Raw genomic sequence first — 884 nt, 5'->3', positions numbered from 1 at the left:
AGCCGTCGTGAGCGTGCCAACGCCATTCGTGCCCTCAGCATGGATGCCGTGCAAAAAGCCAACAGCGGCCATCCCGGTGCCCCGATGGGTATGGCGGATATCGCCGAAGTGCTGTGGCGTGACTACATGAAGCACAACCCGAGCAATCCATCGTTCGCCGACCGTGACCGCTTCGTGCTGTCCAACGGCCACGGCTCGATGCTGATCTACTCGCTGCTGCACCTGACCGGCTACGACCTGTCGATCGAAGACCTGAAAAACTTCCGCCAACTGCACAGCCGCACCCCCGGCCACCCGGAATTCGGCTACACCCCGGGCGTGGAAACCACCACCGGTCCACTCGGCCAAGGCCTGGCCAACGCCGTGGGTTTCGCCCTGGCGGAAAAAGTCCTGGCGGCGCAGTTCAACCGTCCGGGGCACAACATCGTCGATCACCACACCTACGTGTTCCTGGGTGATGGCTGCATGATGGAAGGCATTTCCCACGAAGTCGGCTCCCTTGCCGGTACTTTGGGCCTGGGCAAGCTGATCGCGTTTTACGATGACAACGGCATCTCCATCGACGGCGAAGTCGAAGGCTGGTTCACCGACGACACGCCGAAGCGTTTCGAAGCCTACAACTGGCAGGTGATCCGCAACGTCGACGGTCACGACCCGGAAGAAATCAAGACCGCGATCGAGACCGCGCGCAAAAGCGAGCTGCCGACGCTGATCTGCTGCAAGACCACCATCGGTTTCGGCTCGCCGAACAAGCAAGGCAAGGAAGACTGCCACGGCGCCCCGTTGGGTGACGCGGAAATCGCCCTGACCCGCAAGGCGCTGAACTGGAACCACGGCCCGTTTGAAATCCCGGCCGACATCTACGCCGAGTGGGATGCCAAGGA

At 61.9% G+C, this 884-nt stretch carries 1 pseudogene; it reads left to right on the top strand.

The features are described 5' to 3' along the window. A pseudogene (locus HB680_RS32485) lies at window positions 1-884 on the top strand (transketolase); the annotation flags it as partial.

This window comes from Pseudomonas sp. dw_612, assembly GCF_018449725.1.
Taxonomy (GTDB): Bacteria; Pseudomonadota; Gammaproteobacteria; order Pseudomonadales; family Pseudomonadaceae; genus Aquipseudomonas.
Note: the sequence above shows the minus strand (reverse complement) of the source record. Positions and strands in the feature narration are given on the sequence as shown.